Raw genomic sequence first — 21,316 nt, 5'->3', positions numbered from 1 at the left:
CCCGGCCGAACCACAGCCGGAGCCGCCGGAGCCGCCGCCGGCCGAGTACCGAGGGCTCCGGCGGCGTCCGTCAGCGGACGCGGGGCGGCGGGGCCGGGCGGCCGGCCTTCTCCCAGGAGACGAAGGTGTTGGTGCGGGCGTGGACGAAGGCCTTCACTGGGTCGGCGGAGTAGGTCCAGGGCACGCTGCCGATGTAGCCGCCGACCGCCCGGAACTGCTCCACCGCCTCCGCGTACCGCTTCTTCTGGAACAGCATCTTGGCCAGCAGGTGCCGTGCCACCGGCAGCCGGTGGTGCCCGGCGGGGACCCGGTCCACGGCGTCCAGGGTGGCGTCGATGGCCGGGTCGACGAACGGCTGGGCGTACACGGGCTCATCGGGCTCGCGGACGGCGTGCTCGTACAGGGCGTACAGGCGCAGGACGGGCAGCAGGCTGCCGGGCGGGGCGGCGGCCGCGGCCTGCTCGGCGAACGCGTACATCAGTTCGTGCGAGCCGCGCCACTTGGCGCACCAGTACTGGAGGGCGCTGACGTGGGCGCCGAAGTGGTGCGGGTCGCGCGCGGTGATCTCGGCCCACAGCGCCCGGAAGTCGTCGTGCGACCAGCCGAGGCCCAGGGCGATGGTGATCTGCGCGATCCAGGGGCAGGGGTCCTCGGGCGCCATCCGCGCGGCCTCCCGGCAGGCGGGCAGCGCCTCGGCCAGCAGCCGGTGGAAGCCCTCGAACTGCTCGGACGTGGTCTGCTTCGCCAGCTTCGCGCCGCGGACCTTGCCCGCGAGCGAGACGAGCGCGTCGGCGTGCACCAGCGCGGCGGACGGGTCGTCGGGGTACTCCGTGCGCCAGGCCTTGACCCAGGTGTCGTCCTCCACGGCGGCGTGCACCAGGATGCCGGTCCGGTACCAGCGCAGGTCCCAGTCGCGGCCCGCCTCGGCGAGGTAGCCGGCGGCTCGCCGCCAGTCACCGGCGAGCGCGGCCGCGGCCACCGCGTCGGCCTCGGGGTCGGGGCCCGCGTACCGCTTGTCGAGCTGCGCGGCCGGCACCAGGCCGTACGCGGCCGCGTCGATGGTGACCGGCGCCTTGGCCTTCTCCTCGGCCCGCTGGGCGCGTGCCTTGCGGGCGTTGCGCGGGATGGTGACGGCCGCGTAGACGAGGGCGCCGGCGCCGGCTATGTCGATCAGGACGTTCATACCGGGTCTTTCGGGGTTCGGGGCCGCCTGGGGAGGTGACCGGGGAGTGCGGCCGTCAGGCCAGGGTGCGGGGTGCGGGCCCGGTGCCGTCGAACGGTCCGTGGGAACTGCCGCGCAGCAGGGTACGCAACGGAGCCGTGACGGCCGGCTCGGCCACCGCCTGGTCCAGTGCCTTCGGCAGGTCCCCGGTGAACCACGCGGGGGCCGTCTGTCGCACCGGGGGCCCCGCCCAGCACAGTTCCCAGCGGCACAGCCCCGTCTCCAGCGCGGCGAGCAGGGCCAGCCGGCGCAGGGCCGAGCGGAAGGCCGTCCGGGCGAACTCGCGCGCCGCCCGGCCACTGCTGCGGGCGGCCTGCTCGGACTGCGGCAGCCGGGCGGCGAGGTCGTGCAGCAGCCCGTGGTCGAGCAGGTCCAGGAGGTGGTGCAGGGACGCGGCGCCGGGGGCGGCCCTGGTGCCGGTCAGTCCGGCCATGGCCGCCAGCAGCGGTTCCGCCTCCCGCGCGAGGGTCTCCCGGTGCGCCTGCCAGGGCAGTTCGGCCCAGGGAACCCGCCGCTTGGCCAGCGCCTCCGGGCTGAGCGTGGCCCGTTCCAGGTCGGCCAGCAGGCGCTCGGGCGTTTGGAGCAGGGCGGCGGCCGGGCGCCGTACGGGGGTGCGGGCAAGGCCGTCTTGGGGGATCGCCTCCAGCGCCCGGACGCGGTCGGCCGTGGGCGGGTGGGAGTCGTACGGGGACCGTTCCTCGGAGATCTCCTCCGGCAGCGGTTCCCGCGCCAGTTCCGCAAGCCGGGTTCGGCGGGTGCCGTCCGCGAGCAGGAGGGCGAACCCGCCGTAGAACTGTCCCTCCGGCGGCAGCAGTCCGGCGTCCCAGCCCATCAGGGCGTAGCTGTTCAGGTAGAGGCTGTCGGCCGCTTCCAGCGCGGGGATGCGGCGCAGCGCGCCGGCCGTGGTGTCCGGACCGGCGATCCGGGCGGCGACCAGGTCGGCCGCGTACTCCTGACGGCGGCTGACCGCCTCGGTCAGCCGCAGGCACAGCCTGGCGTACGCGGTGAAGACGAGGGCCAGGTAGTGGTCCGGGCCCCGGGTGTGCGCCCGGCGCATCGGCGGCGGCCTGCCCTCCGCCCGGCGCCGGGCGGCCTTCGCGGCGAACCGCGCCTTCTCCTCGGCCTCCTCGCGCGCGGCCCGCTCCCGCAGCGTGGCCACGGTGTGCACCAGCCGGCCGCGCAGCGCCGCCACCAGGTTGCCGAGGCGGGTGTCGTGATGGGCGTAATGGCCCAGCTCGTGTCCGAGTACGGCGTCCAGCTCGGCCTCGGGCAGGCCCAGCAGCAGGGCCACGCCGAGGAAGAGCCGCCGTTCGCCCGGGACCAGCCCGAGCGACCGGGCGTCCTCCTGCACCATGGCGACGGCGCCCGGGACGATCCGTATCTCCCCGGGCGGCCGCGTGCCCACCCGCTCGGCCAGGTCGTGCACGTGCCGCCACAGCTCCGGCTGTTCCCGTGGCGTCAGGGTCAGTCCCGGCGGTCCGGCCCGCCCCTCCTCGGGCGCCCGGCTGAGCAGGACGACCCGCACCGCGCACCAGGCGACGGCCAGCGAGCCGAGGTAGCCCTCGACGGTGACGACGGTGAAGGTGCCCCGGGCCAGGACGACGTCCAGGACCGCCACGGCGACCAGGAGGAGCAGGGCCAGCAGATAGAACCCGAGCAGCAGGGCGAGGGCGAGCGCGGCGCGCGGGGAGGCTCCCGGCGCGCCACGCTCCTCCGCGGCCCTGTCCGCGGCCGCGGGGCCGGCGGGGCGGTGAGGCGTCGGCGTCCTTCGCATCGGCGTCCTTCGCATCGGCATCCTTCGCATCGGATCCTTCGGGGAGGACGGGACGGACGTCCGCGCGCGGGGTTACTTCTTCAGCGCGGCCAGGAGCGTCGTCGTCAGCTTCTTGGCGGACGCGGCGCCGTTGTCGTTGCCCGCCGTGGACAGCACGGTGACCACGGAGCTGCCGGAGCGGGCCGCGACGAGGGTGGTGCCGTTCTGCCACTTTCCGCTCGTCAGCGTGATCGTGTACGCCTCGTCCCCGAGCCCCGCGGTGGCCTTGCCCGCGACCTTCACCGTGGCGTGCTCACTGGTGTCCGTGAACGTGGCGCACTCGGTGGCGACGGTCGCGAGCTGCTTCATCACGGCCGTCCCCTGGGCGCCCGGGAACTCGTCTATCTCCTGCGCGAGTTCCTCGGTCTTCTGCGCGTTCACGTAGTCGTTCTGCGCGAACGAGGCGCTGTCCTCGTACCCGGTCACCTGGATCCAGGACGTGGCCTCCAGCTTGGTGCAGTCCGGCTTGCCGGTCTTCCTGGCGGAGGGGGTGATGAGCTGGGCACCGCTGTCCGCGGAGTTGTCGGTCTCGATGGCGAACCCGGCCGGGAAGGCCGAGGCGGGCGCCAGCGCCTTCTTCAGCTGCGTGCCCGTGGCCAGACCGGCGTTGGGGTCCTTCGCCTTGGTCTGCTTGGCGCTCGGGGCGGAGGAGTCCGTGGAACCGGAGGAGCAGGCGGTGAGGGCCAGGGGCAGGGCCGCCGCGACGGCGAGCAGCGTGGCGGCACGGGACGAGAGACGCATGACAGTCCTTCAGGGCTGGCGGAACGGAGAAGTGTGTACGGCGTGCCGTACCGCGTCCGGCGCGGGTCCGGACGGATGAGTGAGAGGAGTGGCGGCCTCCCCTGAACGGCGGTCTTCCCCTGCGGTGACCGCTCGTTCGCTGGGTCAATAACAGCAGAGCCTGTGAACCGAGTCAACACCGTTCATTGAGGCCGCTGATGAACACGCCGTGAATGCAGGGATCTTGTGTACGCCGGTATGCTCGGCGCAAACGGGACGAGGGGAGCGGGGCCGGTGCAGGATCAGGCGACAGAGGTGACCGCGGCCGGAATCGCGCGGCTCGCCGGAGTGGGCCGGGCCGCCGTCAGCAACTGGCGCCGCCGGCACGCCGATTTCCCCAAGCCGGTCGGCGGCACCGAGACCAGCCCGTCCTTCGCGCTCGCCGAGGTCGAGGACTGGCTGCGCAAGCAGGGAAAACTCGCCGAAGTCCCGTTGCGCGAACGGGTCTGGCAGCAGCTCGCGGGACATCCCGAGGGCCCGCTCACGGCACTGGTGCACGCCGGCTGCGCGCTGCTGCTGATCCATGAACGCCCCACCGTCTGGCTGGAGGCGAGCGCCGGCTCCGACGAGCGCCTGGCCCGGCTGCTGCCGACCGCGCTGGAACGGGTGCTGACCCCGCGGCTCGGCGAGCTGGCCGGAGTGCTGATGCCCGGGGGCGGCGGCGCGAGCGGGGGCGGCGCGGCGGCGGGTGTGAACACGCCGGAGGACCCCCAGGCGGTGAACGAGAGATCGGCGAACCCTGGTGTGAACACAACACCGGCGACTCCCGGTGTGAACGCGGCACTGGCGGCCCCCGGTGTGAACAGGGCACCGGCGGCCCCCGGTGCGCAGCCCGCCGACACCGTCGTGGACACCCCGCCCCCGCTGCTCCCCTCCGCCCCCCTCCTGCGCGGTGCCGCCGAACTCGCCGCCGAGTCGGGGGCGCGGCAGGCCTTCGAGTTCCTCCTGGGCCGGCACCTGGACGCCCACCCCCGCCAGTACACGCTCACCCCCTCCGAACTCGCCGCCCTGATGGCCGACCTGGCCGGTCCCGCCCGCAGCGTCCTGGACCCGGCGTGCGGCACCGGCGCCCTGCTGCGCGCCGTGGACACCCGCCCCGAGCAGCGGCTGCACGCCCAGGACAGCGCCCCCGACCTCGCCGCGCTCACCGCGCTGCGGCTCGCGCTGCACTCGCGCGCCGGCGTGCGCGCCGCCGCCGGGGACGCCCTGCGCGCCGACGCCTTCCCGGAACTGCGCGCCGACGCCGTGCTGTGCCACCCGCCGTTCAACGAGCGCAACTGGGGCCACGACGAACTCGCCTACGACCCCCGCTGGGAGTACGGCTTCCCGGCGCGCACCGAGTCGGAACTGGCCTGGGTGCAGCACGCCCTGGCCCGGCTCACCGACGGCGGCACGGCCGTCCTGCTGATGCCGCCGGCCGCCGCCTCCCGCCGCTCCGGGCGCCGGATCCGCGCCGATCTGCTGCGCCGGGGCGCGCTGCGGGCGGTGCTCGCGCTACCGGTCGGCGCGGCGCCGCCGTACAACATCCCGCTGCACGTCTGGGTGCTGCGCCGGCCCGAGCGGAGTCCGGCCTCGCCCGAGGTGCTGCTCATGGACACCGGGCAGTTCGCCGGGGAGGGGCGCGGGGGCCCGGACTGGGCGGCGGTGCGCGACGCCGTCCTGGACGCCTGGCGCGCCTTCACGCGCGCGGGGCGGCTGGCGGAGCAGCCGGGCCTGGCCCGTTCGATGCCGGTCATCGAACTCCTCGACGACGACGTGGACCTCGCGCCCGCCCGCCATCTGCCGCCGCCCGCCGTGGCCGACGGCGCCGAGCAGCTCGCCGCGGTGCGCGAACGCCTCGGCGAGACGCTGCGCCTGACCACCGACCTCACCCCGCCGGCCGCCGACCCGGCCGCGCCCGCGCGCTGGCCGCTCACCACCATCGGCGAACTCGCGCGCGCCGGCGCACTCGTGATGCGCAACGGCGGAAACGGCGGCCACGCGCGCCTGCCCGTGCTCACCGACACGGACGTCCTCACCGCCACCACGCCCTCGGGCACGCTCCCCGAGAGCGACGAGGAGGCCGTGCTGACCGAGCCGGGCGACGTCGTCGTACCGGTGCTCGGCGGCGGCTCGGTGGCGCGCGTGATCGAGGAGGCGACGGCGGGCGCCGCCCTGGGGCGCAACCTCGTCCTCCTGCGCCCCGACCGCACGGCGCTCGACCCCTGGTTCCTCGCCGGGTTCCTGCGCGGCACCGCCAACAACCGGCAGGCCAGCAGCTACGCCTCCACCGCCACCCGCCTCGACGTGCGCCGGCTCCAGCTGCCCCGGCTGCCGCTGGAGGAGCAGCGCCGCTACGGCGCCCGGTTCCGTGCCCTGGACGAGTTCGAGCGGGCGCTGCGCCACGCGAGCCGGCTCGGGGACCACCTGGTGCGCGGGATGTACGACGGCCTCACCGACGGCACCGTCGCTCCCGACTGAGCGCGGGCAACGGTTTGATAGAGCCCGGATGTGTTGTCGGTACCGGGCCATATGCTCGATCCACACGCTCGTTTCAGGGACTTCAGGCAACAGGAGCAGCCATGCAAGGCCACGGCTACGGACCGCCGGCGCAGTCGCCGCCGCACCCCGCGGTGCTGGTCCTGCTGCGCGTGCTGTTCGTGGTCGCCGGCTTCGCCAGCATCGGCTTCCTGGCCTGGGTGATGCAGCTGCGGCTGGCCACCGTCACCCGCAGGTCCCTGGACTGGGGGCTGTTCGTGGCGGCGCTGGCGCTCGACATCCTCAGCGTCGTCCTGGTGGGGAGCGATCCCACCGACGACGTGGAGACCGTCCGCGGCAATGTCGGCATGTGCCTGCTGCTCGCCACGCTGGTCGCCGAGACCGTGTACTACCTCGTCGTGGAGATACGCCACTACGCGCGCCGCCGCCAGGAGTTCGCGGCCCGGCGGGGCATACCGGTCCCGGCGTACGGCTACCCCGGCCCGGCGGCTCCCTACGCCGCGCCCGCCGTCCCCGGCGTGCCCTCCGCCCCCGTCATATCCGGCGTGTCCGCCCCGTCCGCTCCGGCCACCCCGCCCCCGCCGGTGCCGCACACCCACGTGCCCGGCCCGCCGCCGGTCGCCCCGCCTCCGCCGCACCGCCCAGCACCCGCGCGCATCGACCAGGTACGCGCCGAGCTGGACGAGCTCAGCGACTATCTGCGCAAGCACGACGGGCGGCCCGACGGACAGCGGGACGACCGGCGCGCGGACGGAAGCGGAAGGTGACCGTGGCGACAGGACGTCTCGTCGCCGGCCGCTACGAACTGTCCACCCTCATCGGCCAGGGCGGCATGGGCCAGGTGTGGACGGCGTACGACCAGCGGCTCGACCGGCGCGTGGCCGTGAAGCTGCTGCGCCCCGACAAGGTGGCCGGCCAGGAGGCCGACGAACTGCGCCGCCGCTTCGAGCGCGAGTGCCGGGTGACCGCGCAGGTCGACCACCCCGGACTGGTCACCGTCCACGACGCGGGCAGCGAGGGCGAGGAGCTGTTCCTCGTCATGCAGTACGTCGACGGCGCCGACCTCGCCGACCACCTCGCCGAGCACGACCCGTACCCCTGGCCGTGGGCGGTCGCGGTGGCCGCGCAGCTGTGCGCCGTGCTCAGCGCTGTACACGCGGTGCCGATCGTCCACCGCGACCTCAAGCCGCGCAACGTGATGGTCAAGCAGGACGGCCTGGTCACCGTGCTCGACCTGGGCGTGGCCTCCGTCATGGACACCGACACCACCCGGCTCACCCACACCGGCTCCCCGATCGGCTCGCCCGCCTACATGGCGCCCGAGCAGGCGATGGGCGGCGCGGTCGGCCCCTACACCGACCTGTACGCGCTCGGGGTGCTGCTGCACGAACTGCTCAGCGGCGAGGTGCCGTTCACGGGCGCCACCGCGCTCGGCGTGCTGCACCGGCACCTGTACGAGCCCCCGCTGCCCGTGCGCCGGATCCGCCCCGAGGTCCCGGAGGCACTGGAGAGCCTGGTGCTGCGGCTGCTCGCCAAGGACCCGCAGCACCGGCCGGACTCCGCGCAGGAGGTGTACGAGCACCTGGTGCCGCTGCTGCCCGCGCGCGGCACGCCCAGCGGAGCGCCCCTGGACCCCACACGCCCCTTCCTGCGCCCGCACGCCCCCTGGCCCGACCGCGCGCGCACCCCCGCGCCCCGGCCCGCCCCCGCCGCACCGGTGGCCCCGGCGACCGGCAAGCCCGATGTCGCCGCCGCCGTCGACGAGGTCAAACGCCTGCTGGGGGAGGGCCGTATCACCCAGGCCGTCGACATCCTGGGCGCGATCCTGCCCGCCGCGGCCGAACAGCACGGCGAGCACTCCCCGGTCGTGCGGACCCTGCGCAAGCAGTACGCGGCGACCCTCATGGACGACGGCCAGTACCGGCGCGCGCTGCCCGAACTGCGCCGGCTCGCCGACGAACGCGCCGCCGAGGCCGGCCAGGCCGACCCGGCCTCCCTGCGCTTCCGGTACGACGCCGCGCAATGCCTCGAACAGCTGGGCGAACCCGCCGCGGCGCTCGCCGAGTACCGGGCCCTGCTGCCGTACTACGAGAACCAGTACGTCTCCGGCGATCCGGAGCAGGCCCACGAGGTCCGCCGGCGCATCGGCCATCTGCTGCTCGCCCTCGGCGACCGGGCCGCCGCGCACGACACGCTCGCCCGCCTGGTGCTGGACGTGGAACGCCTCGGCGGCCCCGGCCACCCGATGGCCGCCGAGATCCGCCGCACCCTGCACTGGCTGGGCCAGGTGCGCGGCTAGGGCGCGCTTCCGCGCCGGCGGCGGGAACCGCGGCCGGTGATCACGGGCCGAAGCCGAGGGGGCGTGACGGTGCCCGAAGTCGCGGTGAATCGTTGGTCGAATGGGTTGGCCGGAGCACTGCCGCTGCCTACCATCGATCATCGCAAGACTTTGTGCACCGTCGCACAATCTCCCCTTGGAGGTATCCCTTGCACCGCCGCCGTCGCACCGCGCTCGTCCTCACCGCCGCGATCGCCGCCGCGGCACCCCTGCTGACCGCCTGCGGACACGACGCGCACCCGGGCGCGGCGGCCGTCGTCGGCGGACAGCGGATCACCGTCGCGCAGCTCCAGAACAGGGTCGACGAGATCCGTGACGCCCAGCGGGCCGCGGTACCAGACCAGGGCCAGTACCAGCAGGTGCTCGCCGAGACCAGCAGCCTCACCCGCGACACCCTGCACAACATGGTCCTCGACCGGGTGATCCACCGGGCCGCGCAGGACGAGGGCGTCTCGGTCACCCGCAAGGACGTCCAGCAACTGCGCGCCGGCCTGGAACAGCAGGCGGGCGGCGCCAAGGGCCTGCAGACCGCATGGTTGCAGAAGTACGGCATCGCCCCGGCGCACCTGGACGACAACCTCCGCCTCCAACTGGAGGCGCAGAAGCTCGCGGCCCGGCTCGGCACCGACACCACCCAGCCCGCCTTCTGGAAGTCCCTCTCCCAGGCGTCGCAGGAACTGCGCATCGACGTCAACCCGCGCTACGGCACCTGGGACGTGCAGAAGAGCAGCCGGACGGACGCGAAGACGCCGTGGGTGCGGGAGGTCACGGCGGTGTCGGGCGGCGGACCGCTGACGGCGTAGGGCGGGGGCGGGCGCCGCGGTCCGGGCCCGGCAGGGCGTGACAGGGCCCGGAGGGGCCTGACGGGGCGTGCGGGGCCCGGCGGGGCTTGGGCGGTCATACGATCACAGGACTCCTTGGACCCTGTGGACAACCAAATCCGCCCGTCGCGGCGGTGGGTTACTTTCGGATCGTGAACGCATCCAGCCCCGAAGCCACCGGACCCGAAGCGACCGGATCCGAAGCCACCGGTCCCGGCGCCGAGCCCGCCGCCGGCCCCGGCCGCATCGTCCTGCTCACCACCAGCCACCGCGTCGCCCCCGGCCTGCTGTCCTGGCCCGCGTGGCAGGCCCTGCGCGCCGCCGACGCCGTGCTGTGCGCGGACGGCGCACATCCGCAGCTTCCGTATCTGCGGGAGGCCGGCATAGCGGTGGCCGAGTCGGCGCCCACGGCGCAGGAGCTGGTCGACGCCTGCGCGGGCGGGCGGACGGTGGTGGTCGTGGCGACGGGTGAGGGTGAGCCCGCCCTCACCGACGGCCTCGCCCGGCTGGCCGGCTCCGGCCGGGTCCGCATGCCCGCCCTGGAGCTGCTGCCCGCCTCGTACGACCTGCCCGGCGCCCGCCTGCTGGACCTCGTCCAGGTCATGGACCGCATCCGTGTCGAGTGCCCCTGGTCCTCCCGGCAGACCCACGAGGGCCTGGCCAAGTACGGCATCGAGGAGGCGTACGAACTGGTCGAGGCGATCGAGGCCGGCGACCGCGCGGAGCTGCGCGAGGAGCTGGGCGACGTCCTCCTCCAGGTGGTCTTCCACTCCCGGATCGCCGAGGAGCACCCGCAGACGCCGTTCTCGATCGACGACGTGGCCGGCGGCATCGTCGCCAAGCTCATCCGCCGCCATCCCCATGTCTTCGGCGAGGAGACGGCGGAGACCCCGGAAGAGGTCAGGGCGAACTGGCTGCGGGTCAAGGCCGAGGAGAAGCGCCGCACCTCGGTCACCGAGGGCATCCCCCTCGGCCAGCCCGGCCTCGCCCTCGCCGCCAAGCTCGCCTCCCGCGCCCGCATCGGGGGCCTGGACGTCCCCCTGCCCCAGGGCGACGACATCGGCTACGAACTCCTCGCCCTCGCCGCCCGGGCCGAATCCACCGGCACCGACCCGGAGACCGCGCTGCGGGCGGCGGCCCGGGTCTACCGGGACGCGATACGCAGGGCGGAGGGGGTGGACCCGGACCCGGGCGAGGCCGCCGACCGGCGGTGACACGCCCCTCCGCCCGGCCGGATACCGTCGAGGAGTGACCGACCAGCCTCGCCCCGACGACACCGTTCCCGCTGCTCCCGAACTGTTCACCTGGGAGTTCGCCGCCGATCCCTACCCGGCGTACGCCTGGTTGCGTGAGCACGCGCCCGTGCGGCGCACGCGGCTGCCCAGCGGGGTGGAGGCATGGCTGATCACGCGGTACGCGGACGCCCGGCAGGCGCTGGCGGACCAGCGGCTGAGCAAGAACCCGGCGCATCACGACGAGCCCGAGCACGCCAGGGGCAAGACCGGCATCCCGGGTGAGCGCAAGGCCGAGCTGATGACGCACCTGCTGAACATCGACCCGCCGGACCACACCCGGCTGCGCCGGCTGGTCAGCAAGGCGTTCACGCCCCGCCGCGTCGCCGAGTTCGGGCACCGGGTGCAGGAGCTGACCGACCACCTCATCGACCAGTTCGCCGAGCGCGGTTCCGCCGACCTCATCCACGAGTTCGCCTTCCCGCTGCCCATCTACGCCATCTGCGACCTGCTCGGCGTCCCGCGCGAGGACCAGGACGACTTCCGGGACTGGGCGGGCATGATGATCCGGCACGGCGGAGGGCCCCGGGGCGGGGTCGCGCGGTCGGTGAAGAAGATGCGCGGCTACCTCGCCGAACTGATCCACAAGAAGCGCGAGGCGCTGCCCGCCGAGCCCGCGCCCGGCGAGGACCTGATCTCCGGCCTCATCCGCGCCTCCGATCACGGCGAGCACCTCACCGAGAACGAGGCCGCGGCGATGGCCTTCATCCTCCTCTTCGCCGGCTTCGAGACCACCGTCAACCTCATCGGCAACGGCACCTACGCCCTGCTCACCCACCCCGACCAGCGCCACCGCTTCCAGGACGCCCTCGCCCGCGGCGAGGACGACCTGCTGGCGAGCGGCGTGGAGGAACTGCTGCGCTTCGACGGGCCCGTGGAGCTGGCCACCTGGCGGTTCGCCACCGAGCCGCTCACCATCGGCGGGCAGGAGATCGCGCCCGGCGACCCGGTGCTCGTCGTGCTGGCCGCCGCCGACCGGGACCCGGAGCGGTTCGCCGACCCGGACGTGCTGGACCTCGGCAGGCGGGACAACCAGCATCTCGGCTACGGACACGGCATCCACTACTGCCTGGGTGCCCCGCTCGCCCGCCTGGAGGGCCAGACCGCGCTGGCCACGCTGCTGACGCGGCTGCCCGACCTGCGGCTCGCCGCCGACCCGGCCGAGCTGCGCTGGCGCGGCGGGCTCATCATGCGGGGCCTGCGCACACTGCCGGTGGAGTTCACCCCGCCCGGTCAGTAGTCGAGGCCCGCGAACCAGTCGCCCCGGCCGCCCGGGGTCAGGTCGAGCAGGTGCCAGACGGGGCTGAGGAGGTCGATGCCACGCTGGTCGATGTCCTCGGCCATCCGGGGGTGCGCGGAGTAGAAGTGGCGGACCGTGCCGTCCGCGTCCCGGGTGAGGACGGAGATGGTCGAGTCCTGGACGCCGTCCTCGTCCTCGCTGCCCAGGTCGTACTTGAAGGTGCTGTCCCCGGCGCTGAGCAGCCGCAGCCGGGACCAGCCGCGGGCGCGCGCGTGCCGGCGCAGGGCGGCCGGGTCGGCGGCGGCCACGACCACCAGGTCGGCGTTCCGGGCGACATGGCGGGCGACGCCGTCGAAGCCGTCGAGCCACAGGGTGCACATCGGACAGGGATCGGTCTGCCGTTTGCCGTACATGAAGTGGTAGACGAGCAGCGGCCGCTCCGGGCCGCCGGTGAACAACTCGCCCAGCGCGACCTCGCGGACGGGCGTGTCGCCCGCGTCGAGGCGGGCGGGGCCCTCCAGGAAGACGTACTCGCCGACCTCGGCCCCCGGCGGCAGCGACCGGCGCAGTGCCGCGACCCGTTCGCGTTGCCGCATCAGCTCGATCTCGGCGCCGCGCAGTTCCTCGCGGGCGGCGAGGTACTCCGCGGACTCACCGTGCAACCGGGTGTGCCGCATCGGGTGTCCTCCTGGATGAAAAGCCCTCCGGAACAGGTCGGTTCCATGGTTCCGGGCACCGGGTGCGCCCGGGGTGAGGCGCCGCCGTTCCCGACGGGTGAAAAGGTGTGTGACGGAGCGGAGGAGGAACATCCGTCTCTGTGATCTTCACGTGATCCGCGCGGCATGAACTTGTGACAAGTCATCGGGTGCCGATACGTTCACCCCTCAGCGTGGCGGCCCGGCACCATCCGCCGCGCCGGCCCCAGCAGTCGCACGAAAGGCTTCCGCATGATCTCCGGGAACGGTCGTCACCGCCGCCCCCGTCAGGCTCCGGCCCTCCTCGTCGCGGCCGGCGTGACCGGCTCGGCCATCGCTATCCCGCTGCTCGGCGCCACCGGCGCCCACGCGGCCGACGCCACCACCTGGGACAAGATCGCCGAGTGCGAGAGCGGCGGCTCCTGGAGCGCCGACACCGGCAACGGTTATTACGGCGGTCTCCAGATATCCCAGGAGGACTGGGTCCAGTACGGCGGCACCCGGTACGCCTCCTCCGCCGACCAGGCCAGCCGCTCGCAGCAGATCGCCGTGGCCGAGCGGATCCTCAAGGACAAGGGCACCCTGCCCTGGGCCACCTGCGCCCTGCTGTCCGGGCTGACCTCGAACTCCGGTTCGGTGGACGTCGATCCGGGTGTCAGCGGCACCGGCGGCGGCCAGGACGGCGGCACCACCGGCTCGTCCGGCCTGCCGGACCCCTCCTCCTCGGCCGGCTCGCAGGGCGGCGACCAGGCGGGCACCGGCTCCGGCAGCGCCTCCACCACCGACCCGTCCGACTCCTCGAACCCCACCGACCCCTCCGGCTCCCCGGCCCACGGCTCCGGCAAGCAGACCGGCAGGCACGCGAGCCCGACCCAGGGCCGGCCCACCGGCGCCCCCGAGACCGGCGTCCCCACCCCGGACCCGTCCGACTCCTCCTACCCGGCCGACCCCTCCGCCCCGGCCACGCCGTCCGCCCCGGCCGGCACCGCCCAGGCGCCCGCTCCGTCCACCGGCACCCCGGACGACGCCCAGCAGAGCGTCGGTTCCTGGGACCTGGTCGACACCGGAGCCCTCGGCGTCGGACGCCATCGCGGCGACAACGGGGACGAAAGCGCGGCAAACGGGCAGAACGGCTCGTCCGCCGGGCGGCACGCGTCCCGCGAGGGGGACACCTACACCGTCCGCGGCGGCGACTCGCTGAGCGCCATCGCCGACTCCCTTGACGTCGACGGCGGATGGCACGCGCTCTATGCCGCGAACAAGAAGGTCGTAGGCGCCGACCCGAACCACATCACCGCCGGTCAGACCCTGAAAGTCAGTGACGAAACGGGCGCGGAACAGGGCTAGTTGACGCCCTATTTGATCGCTAAATGTCCGTTTTGGCGAAAGTGTGGGATGAGTCTCAGAAGCCCTGATCGTCTTTGAAATTCCGCGGATCACGTGGCTACGGTCAAGGCCGCTCGTCACCACGGGCCCCGGCCGCCGCAACGCCGAATCCTGCCAGCGGCTGCCCGGGAACAGTCGTCGCGTCAAGCGCCGCAGGCAGGAGCGGGGGACCCAAGGTAAGTGCCGGGCCCGGCAGTTGATGCCGGACCGGCTTGGGGTGAAGCCACGCCTCCGGACGGAGGGGTGGCCGGGCAACTCAACCGGCCCGAACCCGACAGCTCACCTCGTAGGCGTCGGTGAGGGGATCGTTCCATGCTGTTTTCCGGCAAGGGCAAGCACCGTCGTCCGTTCAAGGCCGTCCGCGTCGTCACGCTGGCCGGTGTCGCCGGCGCCGCCCCGCTGATGGCGTCCGGCAGCGCCTCCGCCGCCACCGCCTCCCAGTGGGACGCGGTCGCCCAGTGCGAGGCCGGCGGCAACTGGTCCATCAACACCGGCAACGGTTACTACGGCGGTCTGCAGTTCTCCGCCTCGACCTGGGCCGCGTACGGCGGCACCGCCTACGCCTCGACCGCCGACAAGGCCACCAAGCCGCAGCAGATAGCCATCGCCGAGAAGGTCCTCGCCGCGCAGGGCAAGGGCGCCTGGCCGGTCTGCGGCACGGGCCTGACCAGCACCCCGTACGGCGGCTCCGCCGCGTCGGCCGCCACGCCGGACAGCGCGTCGAAGAGCACCGCCACCCGCTCCACGGACCAGCAGGCCGCCACCCGCTCCACCGAGCGCACCGCCCCGGCCAAGTCCACGAGCAAGACCGTCACCACCCCGACCGGTGAGAAGGTCAAGAAGGGCGACGGCGAGTACAAGGTCGTCAAGGGCGACACCCTCAGCTCCATCGCGGCCGAGCGCCACGTGGCCGGCGGCTGGAAGAAGCTGTTCGAGCTGAACAAGGACATCGTCGCCAACGCCGACCTCATCTACCCGGGCCAGCAGCTCCACCTGAAGTAGCCGTCCGGTCCGGCCGCCGGGCCGTACGGCCCCGCTCACAGCCGCCCCGGCCCGCCGGACCCGCCAGGGGGCGGCCCCCGGCGGACTCGGTGAGAGTCCGCTCCGCCCCCACCCCGAGGCCCGCCCCCACGGCCCTGGGGCCCGCACCCCCCATGCGGCCCCCGGGACCCGGGCCCGATCCCCGTCCCCACGGGCTCCCCGTTCCGGCGCGTTTTCCCCCGTTCGCGCCGGGACGGGGTCTTTCGTTTTCCCGTACTTCAGCGAGGTCTCATCCCGAACCCCTTTGTTCCGGCGGTGAACAATGGGTACCGTTTCCCTGCGTCCCCGTCGCCCACCAGACGGTCGGTCGGTGGCCGGCGACCCCGGGACGGTTAGGCTCTAGTCGCAAGGCACAGCCGCAAGGCAGGCCGCCCCGCACTTCCAGCGTCACATCCAAGAAGGAGATGCTCGTGCCGTCCATCGACGTCGTCGTAGCCCGGGAAATCCTGGACTCCCGAGGCAACCCCACGGTCGAGGTCGAGGTCGGCCTCGACGACGGCAGCACCGGTCGTGCCGCCGTCCCGTCCGGCGCCTCCACCGGTGCCTTCGAGGCCATCGAGCTGCGCGACGGTGACCCCAACCGCTACCTGGGCAAGGGTGTCGAGAAGGCCGTCCTCGCCGTCATCGAGCAGATCGGCCCGGAGCTGGTCGGCTACGACGCCACCGAGCAGCGGCTGATCGACCAGGCCATGTTCGACCTGGACGCCACCGACAACAAGGGCTCCCTCGGCGCCAACGCCATCCTCGGCGTCTCGCTGGCCGTCGCGCACGCCGCCTCCGAGGCGTCCGACCTGCCGCTCTTCCGCTACCTGGGCGGCCCCAACGCGCACCTGCTGCCGGTGCCGATGATGAACATCCTGAACGGCGGCTCGCACGCCGACTCCAACGTGGACATCCAGGAGTTCATGATCGCCCCGATCGGCGCGGAGTCCTTCTCCGAGGCGCTGCGCTGGGGTGCCGAGGTCTACCACACCCTCAAGAAGGTCCTGAAGAGCAAGGGCCTGGCCACCGGCCTCGGCGACGAGGGCGGCTTCGCCCCGAACCTCGGCTCCAACCGCGAGGCGCTCGACCTGATCCTTGAGGCCATCAAGGAAGCCGGCTACGCGCCCGGCGAGCAGATCGCCCTCGCCCTCGACGTCGCCGCCTCCGAGTTCTACAAGGACGGCAAGTACCTCTTCGAGGGCAAGGAGCGCTCCGCCGCCGAGATGACGGAGTACTACGAGGAGCTGGTGGCGGCCTACCCGCTGGTCTCCATCGAGGACCCGCTGTTCGAGGACGACTGGGCCGGCTGGAAGGTCATCACCGACAAGCTCGGCGACAAGGTCCAGCTCGTCGGCGACGACCTGTTCGTCACCAACCCGGAGCGCCTGGCCCGCGGCATCGAGGAGGGCACCGCCAACGCCCTGCTCGTCAAGGTCAACCAGATCGGCTCGCTGACCGAGACCCTGGACGCCGTCGAGCTGGCCCAGCGCAACGGCTTCAAGTGCATGATGTCCCACCGCTCCGGCGAGACCGAGGACGTCACCATCGCCGACCTGGCCGTCGCCACCAACTGCGGTCAGATCAAGACCGGCGCCCCGGCCCGTTCCGAGCGCGTCGCCAAGTACAACCAGCTGCTGCGCATCGAGGAGATCCTGGACGACGCCGCGGTGTACGCCGGCCGCAGCGCCTTCCCGCGCTTCAAGGGCTGACCCGCCCCGGGCCACCTCTTGGCCCGTCGTCCGTACGTCCCCGTACCCGGTCCCGTACCGTGTCCGGGGACGTACGCACGTGTGCGACCACGTGAGAAACCGCGTGAGAACGGCGCGAAAAGGGCGTGAAAGGGGAGGCGGAGAGCCGACATGGCGGCAAGGGACCGGGACCGTTTCTCCACCGCGACCAGGCTGCGGCTGCTCGGCGAGCAGACGGCGGCCCGGGTCTACCGCTCGCAGACCAAGCGGCAGGCCCGGCGCTCCCGGCTGACCGGCCGGGCCGCGCTGCTCGCGCTGGTGCTGTGCTCGCTGGTGGTCGCGCTCGCCTACCCGATGCGGCAGTACGTCTCACAGCGCGCCCAGATCTCCGACCTCCAGCGGCAGCGGGCCGACGCCCGCAAGCGTGTCGAACAGTTGCGCGACCTCAAGGCGCGCTGGCAGGACGACGCCTACGCCGAGCAGCAGATCCGCCGACGTCTGCACTACGTGATGCCCGGCGAGACCGGGTACGTGGTGGTCGACCCGGGCGCGGCCCGGCAGTCCCGCACCGACCTCGGGGCCGCCCGCCGGCCCTGGTACACGAACATCTGGGACGGGGTCGACAAGTCCGACGCCTCCGACCAGTGACCGGCCCGCGCCGGTGACCCACAGAAAGCCACTCTGAAAGCAGTCATGGAAACCCCCCCGCCCACCACTTCGCGCACCGAGCCCACCGACGCGGACGTCGAGGCCTTCAAGCAGCAGCTCGGCCGTCCCCCGCGGGGCCTGCGCGCCATCGCGCACCGCTGCCCCTGCGGTCAGCCGGACGTCGTGGAGACGGCACCCCGCCTGCCCGACGGCACCCCCTTCCCGACGCTGTACTACCTGACGTGCCCCAAGGCCGCCTCGGCCATCGGCACGCTGGAGGCCAATGGCGTCATGAAGGAGATGACCGAGCGCCTGGGGAGCGACCCGGAGCTGGCCGCCGCCTACCGGGCCGCGCACGAGGACTACATCCGGCGCCGGGACGAGATCGAGGTCCTCGCGGGCTTCCCGAGCGCGGGCGGCATGCCGGACCGGGTGAAGTGCCTGCACGTCCTGGTGGCCCACTCGCTGGCCGCGGGCCCCGGCGTCAACCCGCTCGGCGACGAGGCGCTCGCGATGCTGCCTCAGTGGTGGCGCAAGGGCGCGTGCGTGACGCTGCCGGAGGAATCGAAGGGGGAGGCGCAGTGACCCGGGTCGCCGCGATCGACTGCGGTACGAACTCCATCCGGCTGCTGGTCGCCGACGCGGACCCGGCGACGGGCGAACTGGTCGAGCTGGACCGCCGGATGACGATCGTGCGGCTCGGCCAGGGCGTCGACCGCACCGGCCGGCTCGCCCCCGAGGCGCTGGAGCGCACCTTCGCCGCGTGCCGCGAGTACGCCGAGGTCATCAAGGAGCACGGCGCCGAGCGGCTGCGCTTCGTCGCCACCTCCGCCTCCCGCGACGCCGAGAACCGCGACGACTTCGTGCGCGGCGTCCTGGACATCCTCGGCGTCGAGCCGGAGGTCATCACCGGCGACCAGGAGGCCGAGTTCTCCTTCACCGGCGCGACCAGGGAACTGGCGGGCCGCACGGACCTCGCCACGCCGTACCTGGTGGTGGACATCGGCGGCGGCTCCACCGAGTTCGTCGTCGGCGACGGCCAGGTGCGGGCGGCGCGCTCCGTGGACGTCGGCTGCGTGCGGATGACCGAACGGCACCTGGTGCACGGCGGCGAGGTCTCCGATCCGCCCACCGAGCAGCAGATCGCCGCGATCAGGGCCGACATCGAGGCCGCCCTGGACCTCGCCGAGCAGACGGTCCCGCTGCGCGAGGCGCGCACCCTGGTCGGCCTCGCCGGGTCGGTCACCACCGTCTCGGCCATCGCCCAGGACCTGCCCGACTACGACTCCGCGCGCATCCACCACTCCCGCGTCTCGCGCGCCCGCGTCCGGGAGATCACCGAGCGCCTCCTGCACTCCACGCACGCCGAGCGCGCCACGATCCCCTCCATGCACCCGGGCCGCGTCGACGTCATCGGCGCCGGCTCCCTGGTCCTCCTCGCGATCATGGAGCGCACGGGTGCCGAGGAGGTCGTCGTCAGCGAGCACGACATCCTGGACGGCATCGCGTTCAAGGTGGCCGAGGAGACCGAGCACGGCAAGCAGGGCGGCTGACGCTCATGGCGGCCTGGGACATCCGGCGGGCCTCGGCGTCGGATGTCGAGGCGGTGGCCGAGCTGCGTGCCGTGGTGCTGCGGCGGGATCTGGAACGGCTCGGGCGGTACGACGAGCAGCGGGTGCGGCAGCGGCTGCGGGACGGGTTCGAGCCGGCACACACCTGGGTGATCGAGGTGGACGGCGTGTTCGCGGGCTGCGTGGCGCTGCGGCCGGCCGAGGACGCCCACTGGCTGGAGCACTTCTACCTGGCGCCGCGTCTTCAGGGCGGCGGTATCGGCTCGGGCGTGCTGCGCGACCTGCTGGCGCGCTGTGACCGGGGCGGTGTCCCCGTCCGGTTGAACGTGCTGCGGGGCAGCCCGGCCCGGCGGCTGTACGAGCGCCACGGGTTCACGGTGGAGACCGAGGACCCGGTGGACGTGTTCATGGTGCGCGAGCCGGCCCGCTGAGCGTGGTCTGGGTCTCTTTTGTTACCCATCAGTAGCATCTGGCTGAGCAGGCCGGATAACGTTTGAGCGTCTCCGAGGGGCCCCTGCGGGCCCCTCGTGCGTACCCGGGCGAAAAGCTTCGTGAAGTTCTTCACAAGGAAATGGGTCCGGGGTGCCGTCGGAAGGGGCCGGTTGGCCCTTCCAAGGGGTCAAAACCCGTTTGAACATGTTCAGATGAGGCGCGCGAAAGTGGCCGGAAGGAGAGGTTCCACGGGTCGCTCCGGGGTCCCTGTGATCACCTCGCGGACCCGGACCAGCAGCTCACGCGGCCTTGACAACGGTACGAACCGGTTCGCGGTTCCTCCGCGGCCGCATGATCTGCGTCACGCGGGGCGCGGAGTTTAACACAGCCCCTCCAGAAGCTTGTGAAGGGGCGCACGAGCCACCCCCCTCCCCCGGGTGGATACTCGATGCCATGAGCACCACGGAGCGTCCCAGGATCCTCGTAGTAGGCGGTGGGTACGTAGGCCTGTACGCAGCTCGGCGCATCCTCAAGAAGATGCGCTACGGCGAGGCGACCGTCACGGTCGTCGACCCCCGGTCGTACATGACCTACCAGCCCTTCCTCCCCGAAGCCGCCGCCGGCAGCATCTCCCCTCGCCACGTCGTCGTCCCGCTGCGACGCGTGCTGCCGAAGGCGGAGATCCTCACCGGCCGGGTCACCACCATCGACCAGGACCGCAAGGTCGCCACGATCGCCCCGCTGGTGGGCGAGGCGTACGAGCTGCCGTTCGACTACCTGGTCATCGCCATGGGCGCGGTCTCCCGCACCTTCCCGATCCCCGGCCTCGCCGAGCAGGGCATCGGCATGAAGGGCATCGAGGAGTCCATCGGCCTGCGCAACCACGTCCTGGAGCAGCTTGACAAGGCCGACTCCACGACCGACGAGGAGATCCGCCGCAGGGCGCTCACCTTCGTCTTCATCGGCGGTGGCTTCGCGGGCGCGGAGACCATCGGCGAGGTCGAGGACATGGCCCGGGACGCCGCCAAGTACTACAAGAACGTGTCCCGCGAGGACATGCGGTTCGTCCTCGTCGACGCCGCCGACAAGATCCTTCCCGAGGTCGGCCCGAAGCTCGGCCAGTACGGCAAGGAGCACCTGGAGAGCCGGGGCGTGGAGATCTACCTCTCCACCTCCATGGACTCCTGCGTCGACGGCCACGTGGTGCTCAAGAACGGCCTTGAGGTCGACGCCAACACGATCGTGTGGACCGCCGGCGTCAAGCCGAACCCGGCCCTGTCCCGCTTCGGTCTGCCCCTCGGCCCGCGCGGCCACGTCGACTGCCAGCCGACGCTCCAGGTCACCGGCACCGACTACATCTGGGCCGCGGGCGACAACGCCCAGGTCCCGGACCTCGTCGGCCGCAAGGCGGGCAACGAGAACGCCTGGTGCCCGCCGAACGCCCAGCACGCGCTGCGCCAGGCCAAGGTCCTCGGCGACAACGTGGTCTCCGGTATGCGGGGCTTCCCGCAGAAGGACTACGAGCACGCCAACAAGGGCGCGGTCGCCGGTCTCGGCCTGCACAAGGGCGTGGCGATGATCGTCATGGGCAAGACGAAGATCAAGCTCAAGGGCCGTCTCGCCTGGTACATGCACCGTGGCTACCACGGTCTGGCCATGCCGACCTGGAACCGCAAGATCCGCATCTTCGCCGACTGGACGCTGGGCATGTTCCTCAAGCGCGAGGTCGTGTCGCTGGGCGCCATGGAGAACCCCCGCGAGGAGTTCTACGAGGCCGCCAAGCCGGCGCCGGTCGCCGCCGCGAGCAAGACCGAGGCCAAGGCCTCCTGAGTCCGCACGCCCGCTGAACCATCCGAAGGACCTCCCGCCATCCGTGGTGCGGGAGGTCC

Annotated in this window: 18 protein-coding genes and 1 riboswitch; of the genes, 14 read left to right on the top strand and 4 right to left on the bottom strand. The window is 73.0% G+C overall.

Translation table 11 applies throughout. The features are described from left to right. Positions 1-70: 70 nt before the first annotated feature. The 3 genes from AB0927_RS10615 to AB0927_RS10605 form a co-directional block, all read right to left on the bottom strand. Complete coding sequence (locus AB0927_RS10615) at positions 71-1,183, bottom strand: hypothetical protein (protein WP_366667179.1); 1,113 nt, start codon at positions 1,181-1,183, stop codon at positions 71-73. Positions 1,184-1,238: 55 nt separating this feature from the next. Beyond that, positions 1,239-2,996: a M48 family metalloprotease gene (locus tag AB0927_RS10610; RefSeq protein ID WP_366667178.1), complete on the bottom strand. Its 1,758-nt coding sequence runs from the start codon at positions 2,994-2,996 to the stop codon at positions 1,239-1,241. Between the two features lie 72 nt (positions 2,997-3,068). Next, positions 3,069-3,776: a hypothetical protein gene (locus AB0927_RS10605; protein WP_366667177.1), complete on the bottom strand. Its 708-nt coding sequence runs from the start codon at positions 3,774-3,776 to the stop codon at positions 3,069-3,071. A 273-nt stretch (positions 3,777-4,049) separates the two neighbouring features. On the opposite strand from AB0927_RS10605, the gene AB0927_RS10600 reads away from it, so the two are divergent. The 6 genes from AB0927_RS10600 (at position 4,050) to AB0927_RS10575 (ending at position 11,984) form a co-directional block, all read left to right on the top strand. After that, the gene (locus tag AB0927_RS10600) at positions 4,050-6,275 is read left to right on the top strand and encodes an N-6 DNA methylase (protein WP_366667176.1); all 2,226 of its coding nucleotides are present in this window, start codon (positions 4,050-4,052) and stop codon (positions 6,273-6,275) included. Positions 6,276-6,376: 101 nt separating this feature from the next. After that, positions 6,377-7,060 (top strand): hypothetical protein, encoded by a 684-nt coding sequence (locus AB0927_RS10595; protein ID WP_366667175.1) that lies wholly within the window; start codon positions 6,377-6,379, stop codon positions 7,058-7,060. 38 nt (positions 7,061-7,098) lie between these two features. Further along, positions 7,099-8,592, top strand: coding sequence for a protein kinase (locus AB0927_RS10590; protein ID WP_366667338.1), 1,494 nt, complete (start codon positions 7,099-7,101; stop codon positions 8,590-8,592). Between the two features lie 188 nt (positions 8,593-8,780). After that, entirely contained in the window at positions 8,781-9,434 is a 654-nt protein-coding gene (locus tag AB0927_RS10585) for a SurA N-terminal domain-containing protein (RefSeq protein WP_366667174.1), read from the top strand. A gap of 263 nt (positions 9,435-9,697) precedes the next feature. Next, positions 9,698-10,666, top strand: a complete 969-nt coding sequence (locus AB0927_RS10580; protein WP_366667337.1) for a nucleoside triphosphate pyrophosphohydrolase — start codon at positions 9,698-9,700, stop codon at positions 10,664-10,666. Positions 10,667-10,700: 34 nt separating this feature from the next. Next, on the top strand, positions 10,701-11,984 hold the full coding sequence (locus AB0927_RS10575) for a cytochrome P450 (RefSeq protein ID WP_366667173.1): 1,284 nt from the start codon (positions 10,701-10,703) through the stop codon (positions 11,982-11,984). Here the strand turns inward: AB0927_RS10575 and AB0927_RS10570 are convergent. Next, positions 11,978-12,661 carry a DUF899 family protein gene (locus AB0927_RS10570; protein WP_366667172.1) on the bottom strand — a complete coding sequence of 228 codons (684 nt, stop codon included), beginning with the start codon at positions 12,659-12,661 and terminating at the stop codon, positions 11,978-11,980. The two genes, AB0927_RS10575 and AB0927_RS10570, sit on opposite strands and share 7 nt — an antisense overlap. Positions 12,662-12,931: 270 nt before the next feature. On the opposite strand from AB0927_RS10570, the gene AB0927_RS10565 reads away from it, so the two are divergent. The 8 genes from AB0927_RS10565 (at position 12,932) to AB0927_RS10530 (ending at position 21,257) form a co-directional block, all read left to right on the top strand. Then, on the top strand, positions 12,932-14,026 hold the full coding sequence (locus AB0927_RS10565) for a transglycosylase family protein (protein ID WP_366667171.1): 1,095 nt from the start codon (positions 12,932-12,934) through the stop codon (positions 14,024-14,026). 177 nt (positions 14,027-14,203) lie between these two features. Next, positions 14,204-14,373, top strand: a riboswitch (cyclic di-AMP (ydaO/yuaA leader). A 4-nt stretch (positions 14,374-14,377) separates the two neighbouring features. After that, positions 14,378-15,067: a transglycosylase family protein gene (locus AB0927_RS10560; RefSeq protein ID WP_366667170.1), complete on the top strand. Its 690-nt coding sequence runs from the start codon at positions 14,378-14,380 to the stop codon at positions 15,065-15,067. 443 nt (positions 15,068-15,510) lie between these two features. Continuing rightward, a complete protein-coding gene (gene eno, locus AB0927_RS10555; RefSeq protein ID WP_366667169.1) occupies positions 15,511-16,797 on the top strand; it encodes a phosphopyruvate hydratase in 1,287 nt (428 codons plus the stop codon). A 150-nt stretch (positions 16,798-16,947) separates the two neighbouring features. Next, positions 16,948-17,424, top strand: a complete 477-nt coding sequence (locus AB0927_RS10550) for a septum formation initiator family protein (RefSeq protein WP_366667168.1) — start codon at positions 16,948-16,950, stop codon at positions 17,422-17,424. 45 nt (positions 17,425-17,469) lie between these two features. Further along, on the top strand, positions 17,470-18,009 hold the full coding sequence (locus tag AB0927_RS10545; RefSeq protein ID WP_366667167.1) for a DUF501 domain-containing protein: 540 nt from the start codon (positions 17,470-17,472) through the stop codon (positions 18,007-18,009). Next, positions 18,006-18,977 (top strand): Ppx/GppA phosphatase family protein, encoded by a 972-nt coding sequence (locus AB0927_RS10540; RefSeq protein WP_366667166.1) that lies wholly within the window; start codon positions 18,006-18,008, stop codon positions 18,975-18,977. Before AB0927_RS10545 ends, AB0927_RS10540 begins: the two co-directional genes overlap by 4 nt. A gap of 5 nt (positions 18,978-18,982) precedes the next feature. Next, entirely contained in the window at positions 18,983-19,426 is a 444-nt protein-coding gene (locus AB0927_RS10535) for a GNAT family N-acetyltransferase (protein WP_366667165.1), read from the top strand. Positions 19,427-19,880: 454 nt separating this feature from the next. Next, positions 19,881-21,257, top strand: a complete 1,377-nt coding sequence (locus AB0927_RS10530; protein WP_366667164.1) for an NAD(P)/FAD-dependent oxidoreductase — start codon at positions 19,881-19,883, stop codon at positions 21,255-21,257. The last annotated feature ends 59 nt before the right edge of the window (positions 21,258-21,316 follow it).

It is taken from the genome of Streptomyces sp. NPDC048106 (genome assembly GCF_040706415.1).
Lineage (GTDB): Bacteria > Actinomycetota > Actinomycetes > Streptomycetales > Streptomycetaceae > Streptomyces.
This window is presented reverse-complemented; position numbering and strand designations above follow the sequence as displayed.

Excerpts from the sequence above, each read along its gene's own strand:
- AB0927_RS10615 (WP_366667179.1), bottom strand. The coding sequence starts at position 1,183 with ATGAACGTCCTGATCGACATAGCCGGCGCCGGCGCCCTCGTCTACGCG.
- AB0927_RS10610 (WP_366667178.1), bottom strand. The coding sequence starts at position 2,996 with ATGCGAAGGACGCCGACGCCTCACCGCCCCGCCGGCCCCGCGGCCGCG.
- AB0927_RS10605 (WP_366667177.1), bottom strand. The coding sequence starts at position 3,776 with ATGCGTCTCTCGTCCCGTGCCGCCACGCTGCTCGCCGTCGCGGCGGCC.
- AB0927_RS10595 (WP_366667175.1), top strand. The coding sequence starts at position 6,377 with ATGCAAGGCCACGGCTACGGACCGCCGGCGCAGTCGCCGCCGCACCCC.
- AB0927_RS10570 (WP_366667172.1), bottom strand. The coding sequence starts at position 12,661 with ATGCGGCACACCCGGTTGCACGGTGAGTCCGCGGAGTACCTCGCCGCC.
- AB0927_RS10565 (WP_366667171.1), top strand. The coding sequence starts at position 12,932 with ATGATCTCCGGGAACGGTCGTCACCGCCGCCCCCGTCAGGCTCCGGCC.
- AB0927_RS10560 (WP_366667170.1), top strand. The coding sequence starts at position 14,378 with ATGCTGTTTTCCGGCAAGGGCAAGCACCGTCGTCCGTTCAAGGCCGTC.
- eno (WP_366667169.1), top strand. The coding sequence starts at position 15,511 with ATGCTCGTGCCGTCCATCGACGTCGTCGTAGCCCGGGAAATCCTGGAC.
- AB0927_RS10550 (WP_366667168.1), top strand. The coding sequence starts at position 16,948 with ATGGCGGCAAGGGACCGGGACCGTTTCTCCACCGCGACCAGGCTGCGG.
- AB0927_RS10545 (WP_366667167.1), top strand. The coding sequence starts at position 17,470 with ATGGAAACCCCCCCGCCCACCACTTCGCGCACCGAGCCCACCGACGCG.
- AB0927_RS10535 (WP_366667165.1), top strand. The coding sequence starts at position 18,983 with ATGGCGGCCTGGGACATCCGGCGGGCCTCGGCGTCGGATGTCGAGGCG.
- AB0927_RS10530 (WP_366667164.1), top strand. The coding sequence starts at position 19,881 with ATGAGCACCACGGAGCGTCCCAGGATCCTCGTAGTAGGCGGTGGGTAC.